General features: G+C 49.0%; 18 protein-coding genes. 4 read left to right on the forward strand and 14 right to left on the reverse strand.

Features of this window, described 5'->3' with window-relative positions:
* Positions 1–112: 112 nt before the first annotated feature.
* Both CWE06_RS05295 and CWE06_RS05300 read left to right on the forward strand, forming a co-directional pair.
* Positions 113–1,594 carry a NarK family nitrate/nitrite MFS transporter gene (locus CWE06_RS05295; RefSeq protein WP_126791895.1) on the forward strand — a complete coding sequence of 494 codons (1,482 nt, stop codon included), beginning with the start codon at positions 113–115 and terminating at the stop codon, positions 1,592–1,594.
* Positions 1,595–3,373: a bifunctional protein-serine/threonine kinase/phosphatase gene (locus CWE06_RS05300; RefSeq protein WP_241972487.1), complete on the forward strand. Its 1,779-nt coding sequence runs from the start codon at positions 1,595–1,597 to the stop codon at positions 3,371–3,373.
* Here the strand turns inward: CWE06_RS05300 and mog are convergent, their stop codons facing one another.
* From mog to ubiU, 3 genes are read right to left on the reverse strand one after another with little or no spacing between them, the layout of a single operon-like run.
* The gene (gene mog, locus CWE06_RS05305; RefSeq protein WP_126791897.1) at positions 3,374–3,913 is read right to left on the reverse strand and encodes a molybdopterin adenylyltransferase; all 540 of its coding nucleotides are present in this window, start codon (positions 3,911–3,913) and stop codon (positions 3,374–3,376) included.
* The gene (locus tag CWE06_RS05310; protein ID WP_126791899.1) at positions 3,910–4,785 is read right to left on the reverse strand and encodes a U32 family peptidase; all 876 of its coding nucleotides are present in this window, start codon (positions 4,783–4,785) and stop codon (positions 3,910–3,912) included. Before CWE06_RS05310 ends, mog begins: the two co-directional genes overlap by 4 nt.
* 12 nt (positions 4,786–4,797) lie before the next feature.
* Complete coding sequence (ubiU, locus tag CWE06_RS05315; protein ID WP_126791900.1) at positions 4,798–5,793, reverse strand: ubiquinone anaerobic biosynthesis protein UbiU; 996 nt, start codon at positions 5,791–5,793, stop codon at positions 4,798–4,800.
* A gap of 211 nt (positions 5,794–6,004) precedes the next feature.
* Here ubiU and ubiT point away from each other — a divergent pair, with 211 nt between their 5' ends.
* Positions 6,005–6,475 carry a ubiquinone anaerobic biosynthesis accessory factor UbiT gene (gene ubiT, locus CWE06_RS05320; protein ID WP_157981140.1) on the forward strand — a complete coding sequence of 157 codons (471 nt, stop codon included), beginning with the start codon at positions 6,005–6,007 and terminating at the stop codon, positions 6,473–6,475.
* Positions 6,476–6,573: 98 nt separating this feature from the next.
* On the opposite strand, the gene CWE06_RS05325 is transcribed toward ubiT, so the two are convergent.
* The 4 genes from CWE06_RS05325 to CWE06_RS05340 all read right to left on the reverse strand — a co-directional run bounded on the left by CWE06_RS05325 (position 6,574) and on the right by CWE06_RS05340 (position 10,925).
* Entirely contained in the window at positions 6,574–6,975 is a 402-nt protein-coding gene (locus tag CWE06_RS05325; protein WP_126791904.1) for a ribonucleotide reductase subunit alpha, read from the reverse strand.
* A gap of 120 nt (positions 6,976–7,095) precedes the next feature.
* Positions 7,096–8,913, reverse strand: coding sequence for an anaerobic ribonucleoside-triphosphate reductase (gene nrdD, locus CWE06_RS05330; RefSeq protein WP_126791906.1), 1,818 nt, complete (start codon positions 8,911–8,913; stop codon positions 7,096–7,098).
* A gap of 37 nt (positions 8,914–8,950) precedes the next feature.
* Positions 8,951–9,418, reverse strand: coding sequence for an anaerobic ribonucleoside-triphosphate reductase activating protein (gene nrdG, locus CWE06_RS05335; protein WP_126791908.1), 468 nt, complete (start codon positions 9,416–9,418; stop codon positions 8,951–8,953).
* A gap of 271 nt (positions 9,419–9,689) precedes the next feature.
* The gene (locus tag CWE06_RS05340; RefSeq protein WP_126791910.1) at positions 9,690–10,925 is read right to left on the reverse strand and encodes an alginate export family protein; all 1,236 of its coding nucleotides are present in this window, start codon (positions 10,923–10,925) and stop codon (positions 9,690–9,692) included.
* Positions 10,926–11,360: 435 nt separating this feature from the next.
* Between CWE06_RS05340 and CWE06_RS05345 the strand changes: the two genes are divergently transcribed.
* Positions 11,361–13,628: a nitric-oxide reductase large subunit gene (locus CWE06_RS05345; protein WP_126791912.1), complete on the forward strand. Its 2,268-nt coding sequence runs from the start codon at positions 11,361–11,363 to the stop codon at positions 13,626–13,628.
* 145 nt (positions 13,629–13,773) lie between these two features.
* Here CWE06_RS05345 and CWE06_RS05350 read toward each other — a convergent pair whose 3' ends face one another.
* From CWE06_RS05350 to narH, 7 genes are all read right to left on the reverse strand, one after another.
* The gene (locus CWE06_RS05350) at positions 13,774–15,441 is read right to left on the reverse strand and encodes a sensor domain-containing diguanylate cyclase (protein ID WP_126791914.1); all 1,668 of its coding nucleotides are present in this window, start codon (positions 15,439–15,441) and stop codon (positions 13,774–13,776) included.
* Between the two features lie 20 nt (positions 15,442–15,461).
* Positions 15,462–16,118, reverse strand: coding sequence for a GGDEF domain-containing protein (locus CWE06_RS05355; RefSeq protein ID WP_126791916.1), 657 nt, complete (start codon positions 16,116–16,118; stop codon positions 15,462–15,464).
* A 207-nt stretch (positions 16,119–16,325) separates the two neighbouring features.
* The gene (locus CWE06_RS05360) at positions 16,326–18,143 is read right to left on the reverse strand and encodes a DUF4153 domain-containing protein (protein ID WP_126791918.1); all 1,818 of its coding nucleotides are present in this window, start codon (positions 18,141–18,143) and stop codon (positions 16,326–16,328) included.
* A gap of 119 nt (positions 18,144–18,262) precedes the next feature.
* Positions 18,263–19,030 carry a peptidylprolyl isomerase gene (locus tag CWE06_RS05365; RefSeq protein ID WP_126791920.1) on the reverse strand — a complete coding sequence of 256 codons (768 nt, stop codon included), beginning with the start codon at positions 19,028–19,030 and terminating at the stop codon, positions 18,263–18,265.
* A 114-nt stretch (positions 19,031–19,144) separates the two neighbouring features.
* A complete protein-coding gene (narI, locus tag CWE06_RS05370; protein ID WP_126791922.1) occupies positions 19,145–19,828 on the reverse strand; it encodes a respiratory nitrate reductase subunit gamma in 684 nt (227 codons plus the stop codon).
* Between the two features lie 2 nt (positions 19,829–19,830).
* Positions 19,831–20,568, reverse strand: a complete 738-nt coding sequence (gene narJ / locus CWE06_RS05375) for a nitrate reductase molybdenum cofactor assembly chaperone (RefSeq protein ID WP_126791923.1) — start codon at positions 20,566–20,568, stop codon at positions 19,831–19,833.
* Positions 20,569–20,573: 5 nt separating this feature from the next.
* Entirely contained in the window at positions 20,574–22,109 is a 1,536-nt protein-coding gene (gene narH, locus CWE06_RS05380) for a nitrate reductase subunit beta (RefSeq protein ID WP_126791925.1), read from the reverse strand.
* Between the last annotated feature and the right edge of the window lie 50 nt (positions 22,110–22,159).

Consider the following 22,159-nt stretch of genomic DNA (forward strand, 5'->3'; position numbering starts at 1 on the left):
GAAATTTAATTCGAAATGGTCGCCGTCGCCTTCTTGATGTAGATCAAGCAAGCTAGGCCTATACATAAAGACAATGCACTCAGAATAAACCCCTACTTGTAATGAGGTCATCATGTCGTCTGCTACTAGCTTAAACTTGTTTCGCTTTAGCGATCCAAAAATAAAGACGCTGCATTTAACTTGGTTTGCGTTTTTCCTCACCTTTGCCGTGTGGTTTGCGCATGCTCCCTTGCTCTCGTCCATTCAGGAAACGCTCGATTTAACCGACGCGCAAGTGCGTGCGCTACTCATTCTCAACGTGGCGATTACCATCCCCGCTCGCATCATCGTGGGTATGTTGGTGGATAAACTAGGTCCGCGGCTGATTTATTCGGGCCTACTGATTATCTCCGCTTTCCTGTGTATCGGTTTCGCCTTTGCCAACACCTATACCAGCTTAGCGATTTTCCGCTTCCTACTCGGTTTTGTGGGTGCTGGTTTCGTTATCGGTATTCGCCTTGTTAGTGAATGGTTCCCTGCCCACCAAGTCGGCACAGCAGAAGGCATTTACGGCGGCTGGGGTAACTTTGGTTCTGCGGCAGCAGCGATGACCTTACCGGCTCTTGCCTTAGCGTTTGGTGGCGATGATGGATGGCGCTACGCTATCGCGCTCGTCGGGATACTTTGCGGTGTGTATGGTTTAGTATTTTATAAGCTCGCTCGCAATACACCAAAAGGCTCGATTTACTTTAAGCCGAAAAAATCTGGCGCGATGCTGGTCTCTTCATGGGGTGCTCTATGGGCACTGATTCTTATGAACATTCCAATGTATCTTGCGCTCGGGTTACTAGCGTGGCGTTTGGCACCAGGTGGCGTGAACCTTTATTCCGAAACAACTATGTACGCTTTCTGGGTCGGTCTCAGTGTTGTGTTTGTTTATCACACTTGGCAAACGTGGAAAATCAATGCTGAGCACCTCCGTGAAGGCGTGCCGGAGCTCGAAAAATATTCATTTAAACAAGTCGGTATTCTAAATATTGCATACTTCGCAACGTTTGGTTCTGAATTAGCTGTGGTTTCCATGTTGCCGCTGTACTTCTTGCAGACATTTGAAGGATTGAACCCAGTTACCGCTGGCTTACTTGCATCGGGCTTCGCTTTCATGAACTTGGTATCACGGCCGATGGGTGGCTGGTTCTCTGATCGCTACGGCCGCCGCCGCACTCTTATCATCATGATTGCTGGCTTAGCGGTTGGCTACTTTATGATGGGTCTAATCGACAGTCACTGGTGGATTCTCATCGCCGTTTTAGTCACCATGGCTTGCTCGTTCTTCGTGCAAGCGGGTGAAGGTGCAGTGTTTGCTATGATTCCGTTGATTAAACGCTCGATGACAGGCCAGATCGCCGGTATGGCAGGTGCATACGGTAACGTCGGCGCAGTTGTTTACTTGACCGTGCTCAGCTTTGTTTCATACAGTGTCTTCTTCTATGTCATTGCAGCGTCAGCATTAATTGGGCTAGTAGCGGTGTTCTTTATGGATAATCCGAAAGGCCACATTGCTGAAGTCATGCCAGATGGCACTGTTCACACCATTGAGGTAGGCCATAAATAAATGGAAACACAGGCACCGATGGCAGGGCCGGAGCAATCACAGCAACTACAGCTTGATTACTTCGTTCTCTGTAACGAAGGCGGTAAACAAGGCAACGAAGATGCAGCCGCCGCCTTGGTGCCTGAAAGTGCTCATTTATTGACCTATAAAGGCGCTATTTTCACCGTCGCAGACGGCGTCAGTAGCGCCGAAGCAGGTCAAGAAGCAAGCACCACGGCAGTACGCACATTTATCCAAGATTATCCGAAAACCCCAGACACTTGGTCAGTCAGTCATAGTGCTGGGCAAGTACTTTCGACCATCAATTTGCGCTTGTATCGGCACAGTCATGCCTTTGCCAATGAAATGAAAGGCCAGCTGTGCACGTTTAGTACAGCGATTATTAAGTCCCATTCGGCGCATATCTTTCACGTCGGTGACAGTCGTGTTTACCATTGGCGCAATGGTCAATGCCAACAACTCACTCACGACCACACGGCTCACCTCAGTCAAGATCGCCACTTTCTTGCTCGTGCCTTGGGGATGGACAGTAATCTGCAACTTGACCACCAACGGATTAATTTGCAAACCCACGACAAGTTGCTGCTGAGTTCAGACGGTTTACACGAGTTTGTTAGCCTTGAAGCGATACAAGAAGCACTCAGTGCGGGACTGTCGGCGCAAGCAACGGCGGAACAATTATTCGCGCTGGCACTGGCAAACGGTTGTGACGACAATGTCAGTATTATCGTCGTCGATATCCAACAATTACCAAATGAAAACATTGACGACTATCACGAGAAACTGACCAAACTGCCCTTCCCGCCAGCCTTTAGCCCAGGCATGAAAGTTGACGGTTATGAGATTATCAGCGAACTATTTGCTAGCTCTCGTAGTCATCTGTACCTCGTCCGTGACAGCGAAAGCGGTGCCGAAATGGTCATGAAAACACCGTCGGAAAACTTTTCCGACGACACCGCTTACATTGAACGATTTATTCGCGAGGAGTGGATCGGCAGTCGCATTGAAAGCCCGCATGTGACGAGAATTATTCGGCAAAACCGGCCGCGGAGTTTCCTCTATTATTTAATGGAGTACGTAGAAGGCGTCAACATGGAGCGCTGGTTGGAAATTAACCAACCTATTAAACCTGCTCGGGCGCTGCATATTTTGGAACAGGTCGCTGCCGGTTTGCAGGCGTTTCATGATTGTGAGGCTATTCACCAAGACCTGAAGCCAGGCAACATTATCATTCAGCAAGAGCCTGGCACCGGGAAAGAAACCGCCAAAATCGTCGACTTTGGTTCGGTGTTTGTCGCTGGTGTTGCCGAGATTTTTATTCCCATCGACCAAGAGTCCGTTTTAGGCACTGCAGCCTACTCAGACCCTTTGTACCTCACCGGTAAAAACTCTGCGATTCAGGGCGATGTCTATGCATTGGCAACCATCGCCTATGAATTATTTACTGGCAAACTGCCGTATGGCAGCAAAATTGAAGAGTGCAAAACTCCGAGTGACTATGACCGCTTGCGCTATATCAGTGCTCGTAAAGCGAATCCAGCGGTTCCGGTATGGCTCGACCGCGCACTCGAGAAAGGCGTGTCGTTCGACCTGCAAGTTCGCTATACCACGCTTGCCAGCTTCCTCCGCGATATTCGCCAACCCAACCCGGAGTTTTTGCGCGATGAAGTCAAGCAAAGCACCCGCGGCAGTAGCTTGCTGTTCTGGCAGCTACTGTCGGGGTTTTGGTTTGTCACCTTGCTCTTGGTCATCTATCTGTTTGTGATCAACCGCGGCTGATTACTTGGCCTTTGGCCGAAAAGGCTGTATCACGCTTTCGTCACACTCTAAGTACGGACCTTCCATTAAATCAATGCAATACGGTACGGCTGGGAAAACCGCATCGAGGCATTGACGAATAGCTTTCGGCTTGCCCGGTAAGTTAATCAGCAAACTTGACCCACGCAGCCCTGCCGTTTGCCGCGACAAAATAGCCGTCGGCACATACTTCAACGATTCTGTGCGCATCAGCTCACCAAAACCGGGCATCATGCGGTCACACACAGCTTCGGTCGCCTCGGGGGTGACATCGCGCTTTGCTGGCCCTGTGCCGCCAGTCGTTACCACCAGACAACAGCCGTCCTCATCCACCATGCGCTTCAGCATCGCTTCGATTTCTGGTTGCTCATCGGGAATGACCTCGTAGACTGGCTCCCAAGCAGAGGTCAAATAATCATGCAGCGTTGCGATAATCGCTTTGCCAGAGATATCTTCGTACACGCCAGCACTCGCGCGGTCACTGACAGTGACGATACCAATTCGAGCTTTCTTTGTTGTCATGCGTGTTGCACCATTCCTGCTAATTGAAGCCAATAACCATTCACGTCACCAGCGGGTAGTTTCACTGGGGCGTTGCCATGGGCATTGTCTCGAAACTTTTGCAGCCAGTCAAAAGTCCCTTCAGCTTGCGGACTTAAGCGCACCATATCGACTAACCCGTGCATTTGCGGCAGCTGATTGATTAAATTGTAACGGTCGCCCGACTGGGTTTGGATACCATTGAGAACGAAAACACGTTGGCCGTCTTGGCTGTCAACTCGGCGACCGTCCGGGTATTTAATGCAGCATAACTCGCATTGATCTTTATGGCGATTCTCAGAACGTGCCGTGAAGCAGCGTGCCGACCATGCGAGTGGCAGATGACCAAAGGCAAAGACTTCGGTTTCAAACTGGTCACGCACGGCTGTCACTTCGTCATGACTCAGAAGTTCACGGAGCCAGTCACGCGACAACTCAACCGGCATAACCCAGCGTTGCATACCCATATCGACCAACCGCTTGACACTATGTTGGTTATACACACTAATCGCAGCGCCAGCGATAAACGGTAAGCCATTTTCGCGTAACACACCAATTGCACCAACATCATTCGCTTCAACCAAAAACTCGCCATTGTCACAGTAGCGTTTTAACTCGCGCAGTTCTGAGGGCGCTTCCAGTAATGTCATCGTCGACAGACACACCTGTTTGCCCGCTTCGCGGAGCTCATGGGCGATGGCGAGATAGTCATCGAGCTTGAATTCTCGCCGTTTACTACAAACGGTTTCACCGAGGTAAACAACGTCAACATCACTGGCAGCCGCATCGCGATAGAACGCCTGCATTTTTGTTTTTGGCCAAAAATACTGCACCGGGCCTAATGAAAATTGCATGCTTTAATCCTCCTACTTCCAACTGCGATGATAGGCACCAATGGTGGTTTGGCTGCCTTCTGAAAGTCCCGCCAAAACGGCGTTCCATTCGTCCTGTACCTGGAATTTCGTCGGGTCATGCAGCACTGCATCGATTGCCGCACGCCAAACTTTCGTGATTTGCGCGACATACGCCGGCGAACGTTGGCGACCTTCGATTTTTAACGACGCAATCCCTTCTTTGTGCAGCTCTGGGAGCAGCCCGAGGGTATTTAAGCTCGTCGGTTCCTCGAGCGGGTGGTAGACTTCACCAGCAACCTCAAAGCGGCCTTTACACAGCGTTGGGTAGCCTGCTGTTTCCTCCGGCTGAAAACGATCGATTAATACCCCGTTCAAACGTGACTCCAGTACACCATCTTGCTCGTCCCAGCGGACGTAAGCCGCAGGTGAACATGCACCAACCGTATTCGGAGACTCACCGGTCATGTAAGAACTTAAATAGCACCGGCCTTCCGCCATAATACACAGACTGCCAAAGGCAAAAACTTCCAAGTCGACCGTCGTTGTGCGCGCGAGGGCCCTCACTTGGTTCATCGCTAACACCCGAGGCAACACTACTCGAGTAACCCCAAACTCTTGTTGATAAAACTCAATGGCAGCGGCGTTTGTTGCTGAAGCCTGTACTGACAAATGCACTTCTTGCTCAGGATAGTTGGCGGCGATATAACTCAACACCGCCATATCCGCGACAATCAGTACATCAACACCGGCTTGAATCGCTTCATCGACAGCTGCTGTCCAGCGCTGAAAAGTGTCTGGGTGGGCAAAGGTATTAATCGCGACATGCAGCTTTCGACCATGTTGGTGCACGTAATGCACCGCGTCGCGTAAGTTACTCGCATCAAGATTTAAACCGGCAAAGTGACGGGCGTTCGTTTCATCCTTTAAGCCAACGTAAACTGCGTCGGCGCCATGCTCAATTGCGGCTTTGAGCGCGGGAATGCTCCCTGCAGGGCATAAGAGTTCCATAAAGGGCCTCACTCGTTGAGAAAATTAAGTCGTTTATCACCGCCGCACCATACCCCAGACTATCCGTCAAAAAGTTGATTTAGATTAACGCAGCGCGACAAACTTTTGCTACCGTGTAGGGATGCTAAATTTAACCCATATATTCATCGGAAGTAATTGAATGTTAAGCAAAAATAGAGTTATCCAAAAAGTGGTAGCGCAGGCGCCCAACGTGGTCAAAAAAGGGGTAGATTTACTGCCGTCAACGATGACCAAGCATTCACTGCAATTCACGCTGAATCAGTTTTTCAAAACCGACTTACAACAAGGTCGACTCGACTTTCTGCGTAACCGGACGGTAAAAGTGGTCGTCAGCGATATTCAGCTTGAGTTTATCGTGACCTTAAACCCGCAGCAGATGGCGCCACGCTTGCAGGTTGTCATGGCGAATCAGGATGCTGATATTCTCTTTCGCGGCAACATGGATGATTTGTTTTTACTCGTCACCCAGAAAGTCGATCCAGACACCCTATTTTTTCGCCGCAAACTCATGTTAATTGGGGACACTGAATTGGGTTTGGAATTGAAAAACTATCTCGACACGATTGAGTTGCGTGAACGACTGCCAGCATCGCTGTATCAACTTTCAGAAGACATCGCCGCAGAAGTGTTATTAACACGCTCGCAAACGACACAAGGCTGATGAAGTCAGCTTTGCGTCCTTTCTAAACGATAGCGTTTGCCCAAAAGAAAACCGCTCAGCGTGTGTTGCTTGCGCAACCCACTGAGCGGTAAAAGACGTCAGAGAATTCGGAGCAATTCACCCTGACGATTAAAAGCGAGAAAGTTAGCAATATTCCCACCTTTAATGCTTTCCACCATCATTTTTAATGGTTGATCCGCCTGTTCCGGAGTCGGCGGAACACCAATTAAACCGCTCATACTGGCGGCAAAAGCGATGTCCCAGTCAACGCCTGTGTGCTGTGACTCTTGCAGCAACACTTGAAAATCGTTTACTTCTTCCGGGAGTTTGTCGACACACAAAACCGGATTTAAGTTGCCGCCCTCGCCGCGCTGAAAGCGTTCTTGTTGCTCAGCCGTTGCTTTCTCTGGCATTTCGGCCTTCGCGAACACAAACAATAACCGTTGCGGCTCAGGCTGGTTTTGCGCTGCGTCAATAAAATCGTCATAACTACTTAACATGGTGCGGCTCCGTACATAATGAATGGGAGCAGCTTACCACATTCCCCCGTCGCCCTCTTTCTGCCAAAAGGGGAGGAACACCTCCCCTTAATAGGTAGTTTCAACTGGCTTTAACGGGCTTTAACTGGCTTTGCCGAACTTAGCGTTGTTCGCCAATTGCTGACGCTCGCGGTGATAGTGGCGTAGTGAGTGCTCGCGACGGCGTCCTTCACTGAATGCCGAAACACGCTTCAAGTAGCCAATCACGCGGGTACCGTAATCAATGTCGTCCGAACCGCAATCCGAGCAGGCTGGCAAAGTCCGTTTATCAATGTGCTCACAGGTATTGCAAATAGTGATTTTCACGTTAATGCAGAAGTAATTGCAGCCGGTCGAGGCCGCCGCATTGAAGAGCGCAAGATAGCCTTCTGTCGAAAGTTTCTCTTCCAAATTCAAGTGCAGCGCAGAACCACCATCAAGGTATTCAATGAGCTCTTTGCCATGCAGAACAAACTTGTCGAGCGAGTTAATGCTGTCGTCTTCAACCGTATAGAAATAGGAGTTGTAACAATCACGCGGCACGAAGTAGCCGTCTTTGCGATCCCACTTGGCATTTTTTACCCCAAGGTTTTCGGCCGGCACGAACTCGGTATTAAACATATAACCGTAAGTTTTCTTCGCCGCTTTGTTAGCGTCATAAATGACTTTCAAATGACGTTGGACAAAGTCTTTATAAGCCTGGTTATTGCCAACCTGTAGCCCTTGTGACTCAGCCGCTTCGGTCATACCATTGATACCAATCGTCAAGAACTGCTTATCGAGACTGATGAACCCTGCGTCATATACGGTCAGTAGCCCGGCCTCTTTGTATTCCTCCATTAACCGTCGATAAGCCACCTGATACTTATGGATCTTGTCAATTTCCACCGCAAGGTCGCGACCATCTTGCACGAGTCGGTTCATATTAATGGTAATCACGTTAATTGAGCCGGTTGCGACGCCGCCTGCTCCGAGCGTATAAGAGAATGTGTTATCGGCAATTTCACTGCGCAAGCGACAACATGAGGCCAACGAGTCCGCACTATCAGAAAGGTACACAAAGAACGAGCTACCTTTCTGCATATGCGCTGCCATATCGTAGGCAAACGCTTGGTCCTTGCAGCGCCCTTGGTCAGTTAGCATGGCAACCGTCACCACTGGGAACGTCAGAATTGTTTTACTCCGCTCCTGGTTAAACCAATCCAAAAAGAAGTCCTGTAAAGCGGACACCGACTCCCAGCTTGGCTTGGTGAAATCAGGGAAAACGAACTCGCCGAACATACTGTCAAAATAGAACTGGTCGTAAATCGAGATATTCCAGAATACGCTTTGGTAACCGCGCGCTGCTGCAGGTTGGTTCAATGCGTAAACCACATGCTGCAAATGATTGGCAATTTCATGGCGATGCGTTGTCAGATAATCATCGCCGTAGTCTTTGCGCGCGAAATAATCGAAGTAAGTTAAAAACTCGACTGTCGCCACAGCACCCGCGAACTGCGAACTCACCGCAAAAACAAAGTTTACAAAGGTGCCGCAGAAGGACTCAATGTGCTTCGGACCTAACGATTCGCCCCCCAGCTTCGTTAAGCCGTCGCGCAAGAATGGATACATAGTGACTGAAACACAGTAAGGTTTGAGACTGGTTTCGTCATGAACATAAATCTCATGGTCTTCAATCTGCCGAACATACTCAGCCGCCAGTTCCGGGCCGAACAGGTCAGTGATTTTGCGACTCACTTGGGCTCGGTTTACCTGCACAAAAAAGTCCTTCATGAGCTCCGCTTCCAATGTGGCCACATTCTTCTGTGTCACGTTCGCGTTTGCATCCATTTTTGAGCCATCTGCGGCATTTTCGGCACGCAGGTAGTCGTCAATAAAGTTTAATTTTCCCGTAATTTGTTCTTCATTCATGCGCAACATGATCCATCCCCTTATTGCATTGTTTTTAAGTTAGGACCTATCCCAGGAAACGAACATTCAGCAGTTCCCCTCGGCTTAAGTCGACAAATCGTTGATTTGTTGTCGGACTATTTAAGCCGCCCCGCTCCGCTATCCACGGTCCCGTTTTTAAGAAATTTAAATGCTTACGAAGGTCGTCGGAAACGTCCTCTAAGCCGGTGTATAGGCATGTTTTCAGCCCTGCCTGTTGGGCTAACACGAGTAATTCAAGAAGCGCTTGTGGCTGCCATTCGCCGCCGAGAAACACCACACAAGTGAGTAAGCCTTGGTAATCATCGAGTCGTTGTTGAAAGTAATCTGGCGTTAGCAATGTGCCGCTGCCCTTTGGCCAGGTGTCCACGCTATGGCAACCTTTGCAGCCGACTGAGCAACCGGTAATGGTGTAAGCAAGCGCCGTTTCACCTGGCACCTCCTGCCAAACCACTTGCTCTTCGCTGTAACGTAAATAACCGGTAGAATCTGACATAACACCATATCTTGTGTTGGTTTTTTATTGTTAGCACAATATATAGTGGTTACAGTAACGATCTGTAAAATCCAAAGTTTGATCTGGATCAAACTTTGGCATTGGCAAAATTTGCCATGCTGCGCAAAGCCGCAGTGCGCAGCGATCCTTTACCTCGTCAGTGGTAATCGCCTACTTTCGGGATGGTGAACGGTTGTTTTGGTAGGAATTGAATAATCAGTATTCAAAGCGCAGCGCGGCCAGCCGGCTACGCTGCGCTTAAAAGGTGTGGTTAAAGGTTATAGGTCAGCATCAACCATGCTTTGGTGGTATCTACAGCAAAATTTTGTGTCCGATTTAACGCACGAAAATCAGCTAGTTTGAATTGCGCGCCAATACCGTAGGCGAAGTTGCGACTGGCCGTTAAGTTCCATTCTTCACCATACTTGCGAGAATTATGGTCCGCTTTGAAATAATGGTAACCGACGCTCAACTGCGTTTTACCGGCAGGGTGACTGAATTTAACAAAGTGATCACGCACACCATCCACCGGTGTCACTAAGAACAAGTCGGTAAACCCTTGAAACGCATGAAGCGTCGCTAATGGTGTCTGAAATGCAGTCGTACCGTTACCCGCTAACCGCTCTTGTCCAAGTTCAAGTCCGAGGTTTTGGTATTTCCACGCCGCACTGAGCCGATGGTAGTGATGCCGATACTCATTTGGGTTAGCATGAGCGTCCTCTTGGCGAGCAAATACCGCATGCAAAACGAGTGGCGCTTGCTCCGCAATTGGTAAGCTTGTGCGGTAATCCATACCAACCGTTCGGCTGTTTTGTGCTTGCCAGTCACGAAAATCGAAATCATAAGTGAAAGCACTTAAAGTGTGCCCATCGGCGACAGTCCAACTTAAGACCGCTGTGTATAGGTCACCACGTTGCGTTGCCTGTGGCCCTTTCGGTCCAAATACTCGATTCACATTGTGCACAGCGGCAACGTCGAGCGTCATGTCGCTGCCGATTTTCTGTTGCAGCCGCAAACCATCAAAGGTTTGCTCGTTCTGACGCCAACCCACGCCACCCAAGAAACGTTGATTGAGATGATTCATGCGGAAGCGGCCGCCACTGACAACAGTTCCGTAGTCCTCGTGACGATACTGCACAAATGCTTGATTAATGTCGGTGCCGCGTGGGTCTGCTACGGTCGAATAGTGAGTTCGTCCATTAACCGTGGAATTGTAGGTATCGCCGCCGAGCACCTCGACATAGTCTACCTCTGCATGTGCGCTCCAACGTGTCGAAATAGCTTTTAGTGCTGTGATACGTGTACGCAACGTGCTCGCCAACGCATCTTGCAGCGGATTATCTTGCTCAACATGCTCTAACCGATAACGTAAGGAAAGTTTAATCTCATCGTCTAGGTTTGACTCTGCCGCCAGACTACTTGGGATAAACGCCATTGCAGATGCCACTGCAACAGCGACAACCGTTAGCTTCACTATTCCCAAAACTTGCGTTCGCTTGCTCGCCATACATCACCTCATACAGTCAAAAAAGTAAGTGGTACCCGTGGACATCATCGCTTGTCTGGTCACCGACTTTGGCGTCATCGTGGTCAGCGACTCCGCACTCAGAAATCTGACTGAATTCTACAATATCCCTAGTTTTTACAGGGGAATATAAGGAGATATTCCAGTTGGAGTAGTTGAAATTACCGCGCTGTGAGGATGGTTATGGTTGATTTAACCCGGAGGGTGTTTTCTACCTTGGTTCCAAGCGGTGAAAAGCACTTTCCGAGCGCATCAACAACCACAGAAATCATCTAATTCATTGTTATTATTGATCTTTATTTAATTGGCACGATTCCTGCTCTTACCACCATGAATCACTCGGATGATCCGGGGCGAGTTTAGTAAACGGGAGTAAGCGCATGCTTAACAATAATCAACTCAAAAAAGGGGGCTGCCATGGGTGAATATAAAAAACTCTGGTGGACGTTAATTGCGATTTTAGCCATTACCTTTGGTATTTTGGGCTACTTCGGTAAAGAAGTGTATCGAGTGGCACCACCCATTCCTGATCAAGTGGTCTCAGCTCAGGGCGACCTAATCATGACCAATGAGACCATACTCAATGGTCAGACGGCGTATCAGTCGGTTGGTGGCATGCAGCTTGGTTCGATTTGGGGACATGGTGCCTATCAAGCACCCGACTGGACAGCGGACTGGCTCCGTCGTGAATTGTTGGCATGGTTAGACCTAACCGCTCAGCAACTTTATGGTGTGTCTTACGACGAACTTGATGCCCGCGATCAAAGCATGTTGCGTCATGATCTCGAAGTCGAGTACCGCACCAACACCTATGATGTAGCCCGTGATGTTCTCGTTCTAAGCGATACTCGCTACGCAGCTATCAAACAAACCGCGGACTACTACATCCGTTTGTTTGGTAACGATCCGGCATTCGAGCAAACTCGTCACAACTTCGCGATGAAGAATGACACCTTGCCGTCGGAGCGTCGCCGCATCGAGTTGACTCACTTCTTCTTCTGGACCTCATGGGCCGCTGCAACTGAGCGTCCTGACTCCAACGTCACTTACACCAATAACTGGCCACATGAGCCTTTAATCAGCAATACGCCATCAGCGGAAAACCTGATTTGGTCGTTGGTCAGCATCATTCTCTTGATCGCCGGTGTGGGTGCCTTGATTTGGGCTTGGGCATTCCTACGGAAGGAACATGCAGAACCAGTTGCGCCGAAGAAAGATCCTATCAGCTTAGTGAAGCTCACGCCGTCACAACGTTCACTCGGCAAATATTTGTTTGTTGTGGTTGCCTTGTTTACGCTACAAGTTTTCCTCGGTGGCTTTACTGCGCACTACACCGTTGAAGGTAGTGGCTTCTATGGCATTGATACCACGCAAATCCTACCGTATACCTTGGTCCGTACTTGGCACTTGCAGGCCGCCATGTTCTGGATTGCTGTTGGGTTCCTTGCCGCCGGTCTCTTCCTTGCTCCGATTATCAATGGTGGCAAAGACCCGAAATACCAAAAACTTGGTGTCGACGTTCTGTTCTGGGCATTAGTTCTCGTTACTGCCGGTACCTTCATTGGTAACTGGTTAGCGATTGCACAAGTCATGCCTGAGCACTTAAGTTTCTGGTTTGGTCACCAAGGCTACGAATACCTCGACCTCGGCCGCTTCTGGCAGGTTCTCAAGTTCGTCGGCATTCTATTGTGGCTGGTTCTGATGTTACGCGGCATGCTTCCTGCGCTGAAGAAAGATGGCGACAAGAACCTGCTGGTGCTATTCATCTGTTCGGTGATTGCAGTAGGTCTATTCTACGGCGCTGGTTTCTTCTACGGCGAGCGCACTCACTTGTCGGTCATGGAATACTGGCGTTGGTGGGTTGTACACCTTTGGGTAGAAGGCTTCTTTGAAGTATTTGCGACTGTTTCGTTCGCCTTTATCTTCTACAACATGGGGCTAGTTTCACGCACCACGGCCACTGCAGCGAGCTTAGCGTCAGCGTCGTTGTTCCTGCTTGGCGGTGTACCGGGTACTTTCCATCACTTGTATTTCTCTGGCACCACTACGCCAATTATGGCAGTTGGCGCAACCTTCTCTGCACTTGAAGTTGTTCCTCTGGTGGTATTAGGTTACGAAGCATGGGAAAACTGGCGCTTGAAAGCACGTGCAGACTGGATGGATCGCGTGAAGTGGCCATTGATGTTCTTCATTGCCGTAGCATTCTGGAACTTCCTCGGTGCTGGCGTCATGGGCTTCATGATTAACCCACCGATCGTGCTTTATTACATTCAAGGTCTGAATACCACACCAACTCATGCACATGCTGCACTGTTTGGGGTGTATGGATTCCTGGCGCTTGGTTTCTGTCTACTGGTCTTACGCTATATCAAGCCGAACTTCCAATTTGACGAGAAGCTCATGAAAACAGCGTTCTGGTGGTTAAACTGGGGCTTGGTACTCATGCTCTTCACCAGCTTGCTACCGATTGGCTTTATCCAGTTCCACGCCAGTGCAACAGAAGGCTTGTGGTACGCCCGTAGCGAAGAGTTCATGCAGCAACCATTACTGCACATGCTGCGTTGGGTGCGGACTGTCGGTGACGTCATCTTCATCGTCGGTGCATTGGCGGTCAGTTGGCAGATCACCAAAGGTGTGTTCTTCAAAGACAAAGAAGCAGCAATTCTTGCTGAGCAAAACGCTTAACACATTAAAGACTAAACGGAAGGCTCTACTCCAGCCCCGGACAAGGATGTCCAATCTTATTGGCTGGATGATATTTCAAGCGCGGTATCTACCGCGCTTTCTTTTTTCACGTTTTCACCAATCCATGAAACGCCGCGACAGTGAATTAACTGGCGCAGTTTGACTCACCCTGCTGTTCACGCGCAAACAAGTACCGGTTACGACCAGCTTCCTTGGCGCGATACAAGGCTCGATCCGCTAAATCCAATACACTTTCAATGGATTGGCTGTCTTGCGGCCAAATTGCAATGCCAATCGTACAGCCAATGTTGAGACGCAGGTTATCAATGCTAAATGGCTCATTTAAAGCACTCAAAACCCGTTCCGCAACCATTGCGCCCGTTGCTTGCGGGCAGCGGTCGTCGGTGGTCAGCACCAGTAAAAACTCATCACCCCCCAAACGCACTGCGAGCTCGTCTTGACGAATCTGCTGTTGTAGCCGCTCAGCAACTTGCTTCAGCAGCGTATCGCCAACTGCATGGCCGTAGGTATCATTTACGGGCTTAAACTTATCGAGATCTAAATACAAGACGGTTAATGACTTATGTTGCTGCTCCGCATGCTGCCGCGCAACTTTCATATATTTATTCAGTGCATTACGATTTGCAAGTCCGGTCAGTGCATCACGATGCGCTTGCGATTCCATATGCCCCAATGCAGATTCTGCTTGTGTGAGGTTCGTTACAAGGCTTTGCAAGGAATGTTCTAACGACTCAATTTCACGAATACCTTGATGCTGAGGAATCGCTACTATTTCACCACGAGACAGTCGTTGCGCCGCTAATGTAATGTCTTGCAACGGCGCCGTCACTGCTTGCGTGACACGCCAAGCGAAAAAGCCAAACAGCAACGTGAAAGCCCCGCCTGCGGACCAAATGATTGTTTGTAATTTCGACACCGTCGCAAGTGCGCTCTGTTCGTTCTCACGCAAAAGCAAAACCCAACCGAATCCAGGAAAGTCGCGATAACCGGCAGTGGTGGTATAGCCGGTCACGTAACGCTGTCCATTTGGCCAAGTTTCTAAAAGAAAGCCATTCTCACCGCGGATGGCCAGCTCGATACTATCCAAGTCGAAAGTCTGACCAACGTAGCCCCTGGGGCCTAACAGTGCGGCTCCCGACTCGGGGCTGATTACAAACAGTTCAATGTTATGACGCTTGCGGAGCGGCTCCATGATTGTTGTTTGCAGTTCACGTGCCCAGTCCCAACTTAAGTGGGCTGCCAAAACGCCTCGAAACTCGCCATTATCGTCAAATAATGGGAAGCTTATGTCGACGAATTTCATTGCTTCACCTGAAGGATTCGGGAGCAGTGACGCCAGCAGTTGTGCTTCATGCACGTCGCCGTAAAAGACGTCTTCTTGAGCATTTAAGAACACCGGGCGGTGCGCAATACTCATGCCCTCAAGTAAGCTACCCGTTGCGACTTGGACAACTCCGTCTGCATTCGTCACCCCAAACCAAGCAAAACTCGGCACTTTCTCTTGCACGGCTTCGAGTAAGTCACGCACTTGGTCTGGTTGTTCTAAACCCATGCCAAATTGACTGAGAAGCTCTACCTCAACCGACCGCGCCCACATAAATTGGTCGAGGTTATGGCTAAGCAAAAGACTAGTGTCTATCAGCGCATTACCAATTTGGTCCTGTAATGCGCGTGCGGCAGAATGGTTGGCGATGGCACTCAAGACTAGAGTTAGTGTGAGTATCATGCCTGCAGTAATCATTACGAAATGCGTTCGCAATCGTTTCGAGGTCGGATTGGTTGGGCGTTCCATCAATAAGCTCTCCTTTTGGGTTAAAGAAGGCAAATGCGGTTCCGGCCCTGCGTTTTAGCCTCTTGCAGTGCGATATCGGCACCTACAAGCAAGCGGTCAACGGTTTCAATATTGGTTAAGTCTTGAATGCCGCCACTAATTGTCACCCGCATACGCGAGTCAAGGCGAGTTTCCAGTACCAGCTCACGAATTTTGTTCGCTAAAATTTCCGCCTGACTCGCCGAGGTTTCCGGACAAATCAGCAAAAATCGTGACGAATCCCACCGGCCGAAAATATCACTGCGTCGAGTCGTCCGCGAAACCAGTGCGGCGAATTCATACAGTACATGATTACATGTTTGCTGGCCGAACTCGTTCGCAATCCGTTGTAACAGGTCAATTTCAAACATGATAATTGACATGGGACGTTTATAGCGACGGCCGTGCGAAAACGCCTCCTCGAGTCGATCTTCGAGGTGTTTCCGATTAAACACGCCCGTGACCTGGTCGAGGATCTGTAATTGCTCAAGAACTCGCTGTTTTTCTGCGAGCTCTTGCTGTTTGGTATTGAACAGCATGGTCAAATGCTGAAACTGTCGGTGTAAGTTGCGTTTTTGCAACCACAGCACAAGCGCGATAACCAAAGGTACCGCGATAGCCACCCACACCCACATAGGTAACGTCGCTAGGTCGTCCATTTACTCGTATCCCTTGTAAACCCTGTTATGATAGTGCCCAGCAATTTCGCTTAATTATTGAACACATTAGTATAGAGTACTATCTTGCATTTGCCGACAGTTTGTTTTTTGCACTAATTCTCGGCAATACATGAATATCTTACATTTTATTTTTAGGGGCTGAATTATATGCACTTTGTACTAACTTACCAAGTTTCTGATGATTATTTATCCGCAGCGATAAGTCGACAAACTCAGTATTTCACCACCAATTTCCACATTGGGTAGACACGGTCGGGTAAGTTCTATCTGCCCTTGTCGCAGAGCACGAATTAAATCATCCGAGCGTGGCAAAAAACGGGTGAGTACTATTTCCCACTCATCTCCGTTGGCTGAGCCTGCGTCTTGCACAGCTAATGCGCACGTCACTCCGTAAAACCAAGTTCGGTCGACGCACAATAAAATCGCACGATCGACTTCTGTCATCATCAATTCAAAACCGTAACACGAAGCGCCATCTCGGACACACTCAAGTACATTGATGTTACTTTGGTGCACAGTGACTAATAGGGACTGTGGAATAACATCATCGCTTGTCGAACGCCATTCCACTACTTGCTGAACATCGTCCCAATTGACTTCACCTTCAGCCTGTCGTTCTTGTGCTTGGTACCAGTAACGCTGTTCGCGATTAAGTAACGCAGTGATTGTTTCTACTTGCTCCGCTTCATTTGCCGCCGAGGCCTGAGCTGATAGGTCCTGCAAAGCTTGGACACCCGGCTTACCCACTTCAAAGCGCAACCACGTGAGGTCAGCGGAGGGCATATTCGCTAAATCACGAGCTAACCGCTGAGCTTGAGACTGCGCTGACAATGTATAGGGGTTAATCCCTGGCAAGTGACTTAACGTGACCACCGCTACTAACAGTGCGGCCATCAAGACATTGACTCGTGGAATCAATTGCAACTCGCCACCATTCTGGCGAATGGCGCTATAAGCGTAACCAATGGCGTGAGCACTCAGAACCAAAACCAACACAAGTGCCCAATAGCGCGGAGGTGTCCAGCCATATTCACCGATACGTGTGATCATGGCTGCCAAGGCAATTGCAGCAAGAATCGGCAACGACAAAGTTGCCAGCCGCACAACCCAACGTAGCCAATATGGATAGGGTAACGGAGATTCACCCGTTTGATACACCGCATTAAAGAACAGCAGGAAAGCGCCGATTAAAAAGGCCAGCAGGAACGCTACGCTAAACACCGAACGTTCGCCGGACCAAAGTTCGGCAAAACCAAATGGCAAGGCGATGACGAAAAGCAACACAATGAGCGCAAGTACCGGTAATAGCCAGGTAAACACCGCAAACACTATCTTACGAGTCATTTGAATGGGTTTCGGCTCATTGCGACCGATTAAAATCCCAAAGCCAATCAATAAACCTGTGGTTGCATATCGCACCGGTTCAGCACGGAAGAATTCTGCAAAAAACTCAATACTTAATAAACGAAACAGCGAAATGCAAAGCGAAATGAGCGCCCAACCAATACCGACAAATACGAGCATGAGCAGAAGCGTTAAGGCATTTTGCCAAGCTTGACTAAATAACTCCGGGTACCATTTTTGCGGTTGCTGTAACCAGACTTGCCAAAACGCCGTTAAAATGAACGCCGAGGCTGCCACCAACAAGGCAAATGGCATGAGCACGTGTGTGTTGTCGCTAAAGCTCGTGGGATTTGCAAGTAACGTAGCTAGCCATGAAAGAGCTAAGAAAAATACCAAAAAGCCCGCGCTGCTCCACCACAGCAATCGTTGATTGATGCTGCGAATGGTGAGCATCAACATGGCCGGTACCGTTAATACCAAAGTAAACAGCGGAAAAGAGACAGACAAGGACGTGAGCCACCACCAGTCGCGTTCAAGTCCTTGGGCTAAGCCATACAAGACAACCGCCTGAACAATTGCTAATGCAACAATAAAATAGCGCGTGGGTCGCGTCAGTACCGTGTCGAAATTGTTTTCTATTTCAGTAGCTTGTGTTTGCATACTTAGGCCTCTCTGGCAATCTATTGAGAGTATACGCAAAGTTCATTGCTGACTAGTCTGTCAGCAATAAAAAACCGACCATCTGGTCGGTTTTTCCGAAAACGACTGTTCCAATGCCATTATTGCATGAGTGGTGAGCCGTCTACCTCAAATGAATACCCTTCAATTTCGGCATCCGCAATTAAAGTTTGAATGTATTGTGCAATCGCTTTGTGGCGCACTTTTTCGTTCAAGTAATCGCGAATTTTTTCTTTCACAGCAGAGTAGTCAAGCGGCTGACCTGGAACCTTACGTTCCACCCAAACAACGTGAAAACCATAGCGACTTTCTACCGGTGAATCATGCAAGCCTGGCTCTAACGCAAAAACCACTCGCTCAAATTCAGGTACGGTTTGACCACGGCTCAGTTGCCCTAAGCTGCCACCTGTTTCTTTTGAAGGGCACGACGAATGTCCGCGGGCAAGCCCAGCAAAGTCACCACCGGTTTGCAGCTGTTTAATCACTTCTTCAGCTAAGCTTAACGCTTCCATCCGACCTTTGTTGTCATCCGGTGCTGCAGCGAGCAAAATATGCCGAACTTCGAGCAAGGGTGACGTGGTAAAGCGCTCGCGATTGGCTTGAAAATAATGCTCGCATTCCTCGTCTTTGGCTTCAGGAATGTGAACCTCTTGGTCAATTAAGCGCTCAACAAAGTCATGCTCGGCGGCTTCAGCGCTTGGCGCAGTGACTTTAAAGCCAAGCTCGCGGGCTCTTTGTTTAAACAGCTCACCAATAATCAGCGCTTCAGCTGCTTTTTTCATCGCTTCTTGCTGACTCTCTGCTGGATGATATTGCATTTCTTCCAACACAGATTTTTCTTCAATAGTAGTGTCATTGACACGAATCATATCAACCTCTCTTGCATCGACCACGAGTTCCAGGCCCCCGACCGATAGAAGTGTGAAGAGCCTACTGCTCACTCTTCACACCTAGACTACAGGCTAGTCGTTGCTAATTTAGAATTAGTAGCGACGACGAACAATTTGATGGCTACGGCCAAAGTATTTCACCGGCACGCTCCAGATATGCACTAAACGACTGAATGGGAACAGTACAAACAGTGTCACACCCCAGAATACGTGAGCTTTGTAAATCCAGTGAATTTCAGACATAAACTCAATGGCTTCCGCAGGACGGAAAGTCAATAAGTAACGGCTCCAACTCATCAGGTCTTTCATGACATAACCGTCCATGTGACCGGTCGACACCGGAATAGTGATGAGGCCTAAAATCAGCTGCCAGTAGATTAACAACAGAATCAAGGTATCCATCACCGAGCTACTGGCCCGCACACGAGGGTTAAATAAGCGACGGTAAACCAACATGCTTAAACCAATGAAGCACATGACTCCAAAGAAGCCACCCACGCCCATCGCAATCATTTGCTTCTGAGCCAAGGTCACACCAAAGAAGTCCCAAACTTCATATGGAATCACCAAGCCACCAAAGTGACCCAAGAAAATCATGATGATACCAACATGGAAAAACACACTCGCTACTCGGAAGAAGTTCTTGTCGAGGATTTGGCTCGATTGCGCTTTCCAAGTGAACTGTTCACGGTCGTAACGAAGCGCGCTGCCGACAAAAAAGATGACAGACGCGATATAGGGATAAATCCCAAAAAGTAACATGTCGACGAAGTTCATGATCAGTTTCCTCGCTGAGCTTCAGTCTGAGCTGCATCGGTAATGTCAGCCCAGTTAATCGGGACGTACTGGTCTTTGCGTTGAGTTTCAGAAGGCTTATTAACTCCCGAGCTACAGCCGTCCGACTGCGAGTCCGGTCCAAACTTGACCATTTCTTCTTCCCACACTTTGTCCAGTTCTTCTTTTGTGTCATCGCGCTTTTCATTGGCAATCTGTTCACGCACATCGCCTAAATCAACGCTAACACCAGACAATTCAAGTAACGCATGCATCACTGCTGCATAGTCGCTGTCGCGTTGCTCTAACCGTGCTGCAAGCAGCGCTAGGATATGTGCAACTTCTTCTAAACCAAGGCGCAGGTTCTCTTCACCTTGAGTGGAGAGAAACTCAAGGTAAAGAGGGATGTAATCGGGAAGCTCGCGCACCCCAATTTCCAAGCCTGCTTCTTTGTACTGGTTCATAAGATTGACCATGGCTTGACCGCGGTCGCGGGATTCGCCGTGGACATGCTCGAACAAAAGCAGTGACAGTGAACGTCCACGCTCAAATAGACCGTCGTACTCAGACTGCCAGTCCATTAGTTGGCCCGCAAAGCGGCGTTGAACAAACGCCGCTAGTGCTTGCTTGCGCTCTGCCGACAAGGGCGAATCAGCGATGATTGCATCGATATCCGCCTGTGCTGCAAGTAATCCATCGTGAGGATAATCAAGCAGCAACGATAAAACTCGTGCGATTTGCATAATGATTAATCCTTCATAACGACTGGAATGACTTTACGAACACCTTTCTTGTCACCACCGAAAAGATTGAGGTCGCTTTCGCCACCACCACAACCATTGCCGAAGCTAAAGCCACATTCGCCTTTTAAGTCATAGGCGTTTTGTGCATAGGCACGCGCACTTGTTGGAATAACAAAGCGGTCTTCGAAGTTCGCCAATGCCATGTAGCGATACATCTCTTCCACTTGGTTTGGTGTTAAACCAACTTGCTTCAGAACTTCAAAATCTTCGACACCATCGACATTTTGCGAACGTTTGTAAGCGCGCATAGCAATCATCCGCTCAAGCGCACGAACAACCGGAGCTTCGTCACCAGCGGTCAACATGTTCGCCAAGTAACGTAACGGGATCCGTAGCGATTTCAGGTCTGGAATTTCGCCGTTCATACCAACATGGCCAGCTTCCACCGCAGTTTGAATTGGTGATAATGGCGGCACATACCAAACCATTGGCAGGGTGCGGTATTCAGGGTGCAATGGTAATGCGACTTTCCATTCCATCGCCATCATGTACACCGGTGAACGCTGCGCTGCTTTCAGCCAGTTGTCAGCAATCCCTTCCTTCTTCGCTGCCGCAATGACTTCTGGGTCAAATGGGTCAAGGAACAAGTCGAGCTGTGCCTGATACAGATCTTTCTCGTTCGGGGTGTTTGCTGCCGCTTCAATTTTGTCAGCGTCATACAACAACACACCTAGGTAACGGATCCGACCTACGCAGGTTTCTGAACACGTTGTTGGCTGTCCTGCTTCAATTCGTGGATAGCAGAAGGTACATTTTTCCGATTTACCAGTTTTCCAGTTGTAGTAGATCTTCTTGTACGGACAACCCGAAACACACATCCGCCAACCGCGGCATTTGTCTTGGTCAATCAAAACAATTCCGTCTTCCTCACGCTTATAGATTGCGCCAGAAGGACACGCTGCCACACATGCAGGGTTCAAACAGTGCTCACACAAACGCGGTAAGTACATCATGAAGGTCTTTTCAAACTGACCATAGATGTCTTTTTGCACGACCTCATTGAAGTTGCTGTCTTTCTTCCGCTTCTCGAACTCGGTTCCTAGGATCTCTTCCCAGTTTGGACCCCATTCGATTTTCTCCATGCGCTGGCCGCTAATTAATGAACGCGGACGCGCAACCGGTTGGTGCTTGGTATCACCAACATTGTGTAAGTGCTGATAGTCAAAATCGAACGGCTCATAATAGTCGTCGATTTGGGGTAAATCTGGGTTCGCGAAGATGTTCGCCAAAATCCGCAGTTTGCCACCGATTTTGAGCTGCAACTTACCTTTGCTTGTGCGTTCCCAGCCGCCTTTCCACTTGTCTTGGTTTTCCCACTCTTTTGGAAAGCCTACGCCAGGCTTGGTTTCAACGTTGTTGAACCAGGCGTACTCCACACCTTCACGTGAGGTCCAGACATTTTTACAGGTGATCGAACAAGTGTGACAACCGATACACTTGTCCAGATTTAACACCATGCCAATCTGAGCTCTAACTTTCATAATCGTCTTCCTAAAATCTGGTGCAGGATGGGCGCTCGCGATGCACTCGC

The sequence above is a fragment of the Aliidiomarina haloalkalitolerans genome (assembly GCF_003987315.1).
In the GTDB taxonomy this organism is placed as follows: Bacteria; Pseudomonadota; Gammaproteobacteria; order Enterobacterales; family Alteromonadaceae; genus Aliidiomarina; species Aliidiomarina haloalkalitolerans.

Excerpts from the sequence above, each read along its gene's own strand:
- CWE06_RS05350 (WP_126791914.1), bottom strand. The coding sequence starts at position 15,441 with ATGGAACGCCCAACCAATCCGACCTCGAAACGATTGCGAACGCATTTC.
- narJ (WP_126791923.1), bottom strand. The coding sequence starts at position 20,568 with ATGCAAATCGCACGAGTTTTATCGTTGCTGCTTGATTATCCTCACGAT.
- CWE06_RS05360 (WP_126791918.1), bottom strand. The coding sequence starts at position 18,143 with ATGCAAACACAAGCTACTGAAATAGAAAACAATTTCGACACGGTACTG.
- CWE06_RS05295 (WP_126791895.1), top strand. The coding sequence starts at position 113 with ATGTCGTCTGCTACTAGCTTAAACTTGTTTCGCTTTAGCGATCCAAAA.
- CWE06_RS05355 (WP_126791916.1), bottom strand. The coding sequence starts at position 16,118 with ATGGACGACCTAGCGACGTTACCTATGTGGGTGTGGGTGGCTATCGCG.
- ubiU (WP_126791900.1), bottom strand. The coding sequence starts at position 5,793 with ATGGAACTCTTATGCCCTGCAGGGAGCATTCCCGCGCTCAAAGCCGCA.
- CWE06_RS05365 (WP_126791920.1), bottom strand. The coding sequence starts at position 19,030 with ATGATTCGTGTCAATGACACTACTATTGAAGAAAAATCTGTGTTGGAA.
- narH (WP_126791925.1), bottom strand. The coding sequence starts at position 22,109 with ATGAAAGTTAGAGCTCAGATTGGCATGGTGTTAAATCTGGACAAGTGT.
- CWE06_RS05345 (WP_126791912.1), top strand. The coding sequence starts at position 11,361 with ATGGGTGAATATAAAAAACTCTGGTGGACGTTAATTGCGATTTTAGCC.
- nrdG (WP_126791908.1), bottom strand. The coding sequence starts at position 9,418 with ATGTCAGATTCTACCGGTTATTTACGTTACAGCGAAGAGCAAGTGGTT.
- CWE06_RS05310 (WP_126791899.1), bottom strand. The coding sequence starts at position 4,785 with ATGCAATTTTCATTAGGCCCGGTGCAGTATTTTTGGCCAAAAACAAAA.
- CWE06_RS05340 (WP_126791910.1), bottom strand. The coding sequence starts at position 10,925 with ATGGCGAGCAAGCGAACGCAAGTTTTGGGAATAGTGAAGCTAACGGTT.
- CWE06_RS05325 (WP_126791904.1), bottom strand. The coding sequence starts at position 6,975 with ATGTTAAGTAGTTATGACGATTTTATTGACGCAGCGCAAAACCAGCCT.
- mog (WP_126791897.1), bottom strand. The coding sequence starts at position 3,913 with ATGACAACAAAGAAAGCTCGAATTGGTATCGTCACTGTCAGTGACCGC.
- narI (WP_126791922.1), bottom strand. The coding sequence starts at position 19,828 with ATGAACTTCGTCGACATGTTACTTTTTGGGATTTATCCCTATATCGCG.
- CWE06_RS05300 (WP_241972487.1), top strand. The coding sequence starts at position 1,595 with ATGGAAACACAGGCACCGATGGCAGGGCCGGAGCAATCACAGCAACTA.
- nrdD (WP_126791906.1), bottom strand. The coding sequence starts at position 8,913 with ATGTTGCGCATGAATGAAGAACAAATTACGGGAAAATTAAACTTTATT.